The following is a 7,609-nucleotide window of genomic DNA, read 5'->3' as shown; positions in this document are numbered from 1 at the left end:
TCAATGCTAAGAGATGGTGTTATGTGGGATACAGATAGCCTCAAAAATTAACTATTGACGCCATAGTCTCTTGTTATATGGCGGACTTTCTAGATTATTGAGACAGTTGCCAAATACATACCTATCCAATACATAATGTAAAATACCCAATCATCTAACCGCTCAGCAAAGGTTTCTCTTTTCCATGTTTGCTCACTCCACCCAAGTCGCCCTAATGTTGCAACAGCAAAGCAAAAAGCCGACCCAAGAGCTAGAACACTTTGGCTCGTTGGTATACCCAAGTCATAGCAATCTACAATGAAACCGACTCCAACTGCACGTAAGCGCATCATAAACCACGCATTCTAATCGTCTAGCACGAATAATAAGATCAAACCTCCACCCAAAGGAGATTTGAAATGGCTAAACGACGCACTAACCAAGAGTGGCGAACTCTGTTCGAACAATATGAATCCAGCCAGCTATCACAACGATTATTCTGTGAACGCAACGACCTGAGCCTTTCCACTTTTTACGCTAAGCGCCAACAATTAAAGCACATCGAAAAGCCGAACACGATTGGCTGTGTTAAAGCCGAAGTCGTTGAAAAGACCACAAAGTATCAAGCCACTCATGTTGCAAAAGTCGGGCAAAGCGGATAAAGAATTGGCGAAAATCCAAAAACTCTATGGAATAGAGTCGCGCTTAAAAGGTGCCTCTGCTGAACATCGAAAAGCTGAGCCTGATATCGATGCGCTTCTGCCATGGAACTTCAAACACTAGCTAATCGCCCCGTGGGTTCATGGGGCGGATACCTTCTAGCTGAAGCCATCAAGTTTTGTAAGTCTGACATTATAGTGTTTGCTGTTGGTTGCAATCGGAAAAATGACGACACAATTAAACTAGTTATGGATACACACTTTGGTGGCTACGAAACAAAAGAACTTTAACGTAAAAGATATTGGCGATTTACCAGTAACAACATGGATTGCTATCGAATTGCTCACCCAAGAGCTAACTCTAAAGAGCAGGCAAGATTTCGAAACTTAGTGATAGGTAATATTATTGGAGAATGAGCGTCATCTCTGGAGTAAATGCCTATAACATGAAGAACAAGGATAAAGTCATTGATTCTCTGAACGTTCGTCAGTTGGGACTGATGGGTCATATTCTATTAGCTTGTTATTCATATCTATTTTGCCTTGCACTTTTACGTTTACTCTTTTGATTGCGAGCTATTACTTAAACTATCGATTGCTCTCAATCCAAGCATGACTCGAACTAGATTTATGAATTAGCATCGGAGTCTTCAAGTGTCACTACTGTATGAATAATGAGACTCACACACTGACGAGTTGGAGTCAGTTTTATCAGCATCTTACATTAGGAAACGCAGGTCAATCTGAGCACGTTCGTTTATTGAAGAGTATCTACTCTAAGTAGCTTTGGGGCAATTTCGTGTTACATGCCCCGTCAGCACAGCTTTGGACAATAGCTTCTTAGGGTAATCACTTAAATTAGGAAGGTGCGGATAACTTTTAGTATCAGAAAGTAGCTTCGTGAAGTGTCCAGTCTCGCTGGTGCAGATCATTAGTTTCTAAGGCTCTAAAGCTGGCAAGCTTGAACGCAAGTATTCTCTATCAATGTTTTTGACCGTTTCCCAGCGAATACCCAAATGCTGAGACACTGCATGTATGCTCATGTGGCGGCACAATCCACTGATGAACTTGCAAAAGCGAGCGGTATAGTGCGTATTTCGGAGCATTCCGAACACCTATTTCCGCAGTTTTTCAAGCAAGCTGTCGCCATTTTTACATTCTCGTAACGTACTAGGGGGCTTTACTTTCTGGGTTTAAGAAAACCTCACCAATGTGATTCCAGTTCCTAGCCCTTTTCGACCATCTTTCTGGGTGTTTTAAAGCTGCGTTGTGATACACCTGCTCCCGACGTTTGAGGATCTCTATATCATCACCATTTTATCGTTCGCTCGGTGTCACATACTTAATTCCGCTATGCTTATGTTCAAAATTATACCAATAGCAACTTTGAAATTAGCATTTGACGGTTTAAGTCTGGTATCGCAAACCGCCAAATCAACAATTACAAGAGGAGGAAACAGGCAACACGATTATGTTTTAAGTAACCAAAATACAATTTCCTCTCAAACGCATGAATTGTACTTGTACCTGCTTCCTCAGTGGGGTTACCAAATCTTTCCTTCTGGGTGATCGATCATCTCAACTATCTGTTGCTCAAACAAATGAGATGTACTTGCCAATACAAAACTTTGTGCACCCAAAAAGCAGAGCCCCACTAATCGTCCGGTAGTCGTGGAAAAATACTCTGAACTTTGTGTAAGTTGACCTGAATAAGGCTTGCTTATGCCTATGACGGTAAACAGCAGGACGAAGCTAAGCGCCAGTACAGATTTCACTGCAGACGACTTCATCAAATGTTTGGCTTCGTTTCTTTTAATGGCTTTAAGCTCAAGTGGGTACCCAATCACACGGATAAGAGTAACAAAAATAAAAAAGAGTGAAAAACCTAGAGCAATTGGTGGAACAAAGACGGTTTTAAGGTAAAGGTCACTCTTTTCCTTATTATCCGAGGATACGTTCCAAGCGTACAGAACTTGTTTTTGAACCACTAAATATTCTATTTTTTCGTTCAATATATTTTCAAATTCACTTTCTCTCAGCGATGTTGAGTCGATATCAAAATAGAAATCGCCCATAATGTGTCGAAGATTGTCTCTCACTTCCTTTATACCCATTACGGCTTTACTACTCACCTGCGAACGGAATATAGACTTGTTAAACGGTAGTGACTTACCATCTAGGCGACTTCTAAACACCAGTTGTGTATTGTTCAGTGCTGTATCCCGGCCCTTCATTTCCTGGCTTGTCCAATACTTAGTGACATCTGAATATCGGTTATAAGCTTTAGAGTAGGCTTTGATTACATCTTTGACCTCCATTTGGCGGTCACCATATTCGTATTCGCTCCTCAGTTCGTATGGGCGAACTAAAGGTCTAAAGCCTAATCCCTCAATGATTGCGTTTTGTGTTTCGTTGAAGAATGTATCGTAACGGCTTAAATCTTTCGAGTCGCTTAATCCGTACGGGAACCCTGTTTCTTGTTGAACATATGGCATTTCACTAGGATACATAGCTCTAGTAGCTTTTATCTCAATGTATTTTTTCTCAATATGCTTTAGGGCTAATGTGTAATCCCAATCATCGTCTCCAGGGCATAGTTTGTTGCTATCGCATAGTTCAAATAGGCGTATATTGTCGAAATAATTGATGTCTTTTCGATTCGGGTTAAAAATCCAGTTAAGATTCATAGCCATTTGGCTGCGTAAATAATCCAGGTTATACATACCTTTGGTATTGAGCTTACCTTTTTGCTTACCGGTTTTATAATAACTATAAATATTCCGCAGGTTCTGCTTCCTGACTCTGCTGCCGCGATATCGTTTTTTAGCGACCGACTCTATCTCTGATTGCATGCGCTTATAGGGGCCATCCATAAAGGTCCGTTCTGCCTGCCTGACGGCTTGATACATCAAGTGGGCCTCTAAAGCGAGGTTAAACGGAAGCTTATGCTTTACCATAGTGTTATGCACTTCAACGTTGAACTGAACAAGCTTTATGTACTGGTTTACTGCTTGGTATAGATCTTTTTGAGAATGTTCTAAGCGACGTTTGAGAATGGGGTCTACCCATCCTAGATTGGCAGGTGTACGTAACGATTCCTCATAAGCTTCAGTCGCGGAGATTCTAGTAAAAGGAAAGTAAGAAAGGATCGTCAGCGTGTCGCTGTATGATGGTGCAGTCTCACCTTCTGGCGTGGCCTTTTTAAGCAAATTGAAATGCTGAGGAAAATTAATCCCATAATCACGAACATCCACAACCAAGTTAGCAAGGTTAGCTTTATCTTGATTAGCACTAACAATACCTTCCACCAAAATATCTTGCAGCTTGTGCATCACAGGTACGGATATCGTTAAAATAACGAAAAGCCTCACCCACTTCTGCGACTGGCTCAACTTAACGGGAATAGCAAAAGAAGCAATAAACAAACCTAAACCGATACCGCTTAAGGTTCGACCATAAAACTCAACCTTATCTATCGTATCTTGGTTTAACACTAGGCCTGATGAAACACCTGCTATAGAGGTATTCAATCCAATTTCGCACAGCAAGTAGATCACATCAATTGCAATAATCACCTTTAACCATTTGTACTTTTTCTTTCGGTCGATGTAGCCGAGATTTTCATCGTACTTGCCATCGAAAAGTACCTTTTTGTCTGGAGCGGTAGAATGATAGGCTTTGAAGGTGCGAATAGCTAAATTTATGTAGACCGTTCCTATAATAACGAAGAGGAAGAAACCTACACCGAATTGAATGATAGTGCTAAGGGTAGACTCCCATAAGTTGAAGAGAAAAATTATCAAGCCTAGAGCTGGAACAACGATGGCTCCCCCTCCTAAGTAGGTATCTATCTCTTGGAAGTGTGCTTTATATACTTTGTCTTTAGAAAGTGTCATGCATCTATTCGCCCAACAATAGATGCCTATATAAGCCAATATTGTTAAAGCAAAGTGAATTTTAATAAGTATCATAGAGCCAAAAATGGCACCATAACAACTAAGCACTTGTAAGCGCTCGTTAGGTTGAGTGTTAGTATTATTAGACAACTTCGTTCGTACCCTATTTATAATTAGAATTTTTGAAAATCTAGTCCTTTAAACACGCTCAATATTATTCAAGCGTAAACTGATCAATCGATGTGTAATCAAAATTATCAAACCGATGCTCGACAAACTGGCGAGGTTCCGAGTTGTTTTTTTCTACATCAATTTTGTCACTTAATATTGAGTAAATTGCATGGATAATATCGATATAAAGAGGATGCTTTCGCATGGTTGGATCGTGTATTTCTATGACGATTGCATCTTTTTCGGTAGCTGGTAATTCAAACTCTTTGAGGAGTGCATCAATAATGTAAGGCTGTGTAGGAGCCAAGATTCGATCAGCGACTTCTTCGCTTACTCTCTCTTTAGGATAACAAATGCCTTTGTGAACACCATCGGTCATTAATCGACGGATGTCATGTGTGACTTTTTCCCAAGAGTATTCATTAAATTGACCGAAAATAACGGCACTTTCTGAAATCACCACGAACTCTAATAAGTTACCAGCAATGGTAACCTCTGATTGGTCTTTGCAATTAACCAAATTATATACGTATGGTGAAAGGTCGGTACCTTGAAGCTCTTTGATCCTTTGTTTTGCCTTTTGTTGATACATGAACAGTGGCAGCTCACTATCTTCTTTTTCTGGCACCAGGATGTGCTTCTCGCTGTTATCTTTACTGGCTATTCCCTTTGCTAAGATGTAGTTGCCTAGATATCCAATTTCTTGAGCATTGAGCGTACGCATGATTTCCCTACCAATTCCTTGAATTTAACTATTAATATATCAATCATTTAGTCATGTTCATAACGATATGCCTACAGTTTTTCGTTTTACTTATTCATACGAACGAATACCAACTCAATACAAGAAAATTACCCGCCGCAATAACCACTTTTAGCATTACTTAAAGGGCTCTTCTCCGCTTACATGAGCAGAGACAGAAGGATGAAAATTGAACATACCTCTTTTATCTTCAGTTTGAAGTAATCGCTGTCTCTTATTCCCATGCTCTTTAGTTATCATTGAATTCTCCGCACCATAGCGGGCATTTACCCTTACATTACGCGACATGCGGAACAGATAAACCTGTATCAATAGCTCTGGGAAAGTCTTGCCGACCTAACAGCTACGGTTTACGACCAAAGCGCAGCACTGCTGACGCAATCGGATAGTGTTTTATCTGCTTGAGCCAGAAAGGTTAGCGCAATGGCAATAGCATTAACTAGTTAAGTTATTTGTCTGACTTTTATCACTAAATATCTATTTTTTATTAGAAAAATATGTATTTTCCATTTGAAATAGCGTATGTTTCGAAACATCTCAAATGTGAGATTTAACCTCAACATGACCCAAACTTAACCTTAGCATGACTCAGATTTAACCTAGATATGAACTAGAAAATTTTGTCGTCTGAAATTTATATTACAAAAGGATATTTTCATACATGACTAAGAAACTTTTAATTGCAACTCTTTTAGCATCTACCATGTCCTTAACAGGTTGCGGAGCATTAATTGGAATGCAAGCCAGTTCTGGTCAGTTCGCAATGACAAGAGTTACGCCATTAACGGAAGCTGACCCTGTAAAGTCAGATGTTTTCAAGCGAGTGCAGTCAGTTGGTATTGTATACTACGTCGATAAACTTAATGATTCCGGTAACTATCCTGAAGACAACATAGCCATATATAAACTCATGGCGAAATATACCCAAAAGAACGTTGAAAGCATCAAAAAGTTTAAAGTTATCGACCGCAATACTTTTGAGAACGCTTTGAACAAAGTCGCCCCAGACTTAGATATTTTTGCAGCTGATCCCGAAGAATATAATGAAGCGATCGCAAAGGTGGGTCGTCATTTAGGTGTTCACGCTTTAATAGATTTACAGCTTGAAGAAGCACATGGAAATGTCACATCTGTTAGCAATCAATTTGTAATGGCTAAAGATCTGATTGTTCACGGTGCAGCACGTATTCCAATGAATCTAACATTAAAAATGATACGTTCAAAAAACGGCGAAGAACTGTATTCACAAAATGATCTAATCAACTGGGAAATGGGCACCAGCGGTATAGGCAATATGTCACAAAAAGACCTACATAAAGTTGTCGATAACGCAGTGAAACCTTTAGTAAATGATATGGGTGCATACCTTTAACCACCGTAATGTTTAACCAATTTAAAGGAAGTTACACATGGATATAGTTGAATATAAAACTATTAAAAAGGTAGCAAAAACTCAGCTAGGTGCTGATGATGCAGAGTCTCTAAATTATTTTGCAGTTAAAATAGAGAAACAGTCAAAATTTCTAAAATGGTTATCAATTCTGCTTGGTGTTCTGAGTATTCCGCTCTTATTTGTTTTAATTGGGTTTATTATGTTACCTGCTTCGATATTATTGTACTTCTTTGGTTATAGAAGATTACTTAAGAAGGCCAAGATGTTTAGAGAATTCATTAAAAACGATCCTGAACTATCAGCAGCATAGCTACCTATGAGCACACCCACACAAATTTAGTTGCATTTTGGCCCGTCTTGATATGGGTTGACACTTTTTAACTAAAACGCTCGATGTACTTCATCGGGCGTTTTGTATTTTAAGGTGGACTTGCCGCTCTAAAAAAGTGAATGGCATTTAAACCGAAAGTTTTACTGAGACACTTTTGCTACCTGCTAATAAATCTTTGGAAATAGAATGGTGGTGTCACTGATACCTTCAATGTTACGTTAGTCGCCTGTGTAGCCCTTTTATTAACTGAATAGCTACTGACCTGTGAGCAGTTGTCATTAGGAAATGTAGGCCAAAAGAAATGGTAGTTACGAGTTCAATATGGAAGTCAAAACACATATTGGGGCAGAGGTGTGTTTGCCATAGCCAGTTAAATAACCCCTGACAAACGCTCTGATAGAGGAAACGTTGCAAACT

At 39.5% G+C, this 7,609-nt stretch carries 4 protein-coding genes and 2 pseudogenes; 3 read left to right on the top strand and 3 right to left on the bottom strand.

All coding sequences use genetic code 11. The annotated features are described in order from the left end of the window. Window positions 1–398 precede the first annotated feature (398 nt). A pseudogene (gene tnpA / locus R7Z49_RS22750) lies at window positions 399–608 on the top strand (IS66 family insertion sequence element accessory protein TnpA); the annotation flags it as partial. 971 nt (window positions 609–1,579) lie between these two features. On the opposite strand, the pseudogene R7Z49_RS22745 reads toward tnpA, so the two are convergent. The 3 genes and pseudogenes from R7Z49_RS22745 to R7Z49_RS22735 all read right to left on the bottom strand — a co-directional run. Next, window positions 1,580–1,726 (bottom strand): annotated as a pseudogene (locus tag R7Z49_RS22745) (transposase family protein); the annotation flags it as partial. 456 nt (window positions 1,727–2,182) lie between these two features. Beyond that, window positions 2,183–4,684, bottom strand: a complete 2,502-nt coding sequence (locus R7Z49_RS22740) for a hypothetical protein (RefSeq protein WP_318080105.1) — start codon at window positions 4,682–4,684, stop codon at window positions 2,183–2,185. Window positions 4,685–4,748: 64 nt separating this feature from the next. Beyond that, window positions 4,749–5,429, bottom strand: a complete 681-nt coding sequence (locus R7Z49_RS22735; protein WP_258512559.1) for a hypothetical protein — start codon at window positions 5,427–5,429, stop codon at window positions 4,749–4,751. 700 nt (window positions 5,430–6,129) lie between these two features. Between R7Z49_RS22735 and R7Z49_RS22730 the strand changes: the two genes are divergently transcribed. Continuing rightward, window positions 6,130–6,840, top strand: coding sequence for a hypothetical protein (locus R7Z49_RS22730; RefSeq protein WP_224914239.1), 711 nt, complete (start codon window positions 6,130–6,132; stop codon window positions 6,838–6,840). Window positions 6,841–6,877: 37 nt separating this feature from the next. Further along, on the top strand, window positions 6,878–7,171 hold the full coding sequence (locus R7Z49_RS22725; protein ID WP_258512555.1) for a hypothetical protein: 294 nt from the start codon (window positions 6,878–6,880) through the stop codon (window positions 7,169–7,171). Window positions 7,172–7,609 lie beyond the last annotated feature (438 nt).

It is taken from the genome of Vibrio sp. 1562 (assembly GCF_033340155.1).
Taxonomy (GTDB): domain Bacteria; phylum Pseudomonadota; class Gammaproteobacteria; order Enterobacterales; family Vibrionaceae; genus Vibrio; species Vibrio alginolyticus.
Note: the sequence above shows the minus strand (reverse complement) of the source record. Positions and strands in the feature narration are given on the sequence as shown.

Bases quoted from the DNA above. Each gene is read 5' to 3' on its own strand.
- R7Z49_RS22735 (WP_258512559.1), bottom strand. From the start codon at position 5,429: ATGCGTACGCTCAATGCTCAAGAAATTGGATATCTAGGCAACTACATC.
- R7Z49_RS22725 (WP_258512555.1), top strand. From the start codon at position 6,878: ATGGATATAGTTGAATATAAAACTATTAAAAAGGTAGCAAAAACTCAG.
- R7Z49_RS22730 (WP_224914239.1), top strand. From the start codon at position 6,130: ATGACTAAGAAACTTTTAATTGCAACTCTTTTAGCATCTACCATGTCC.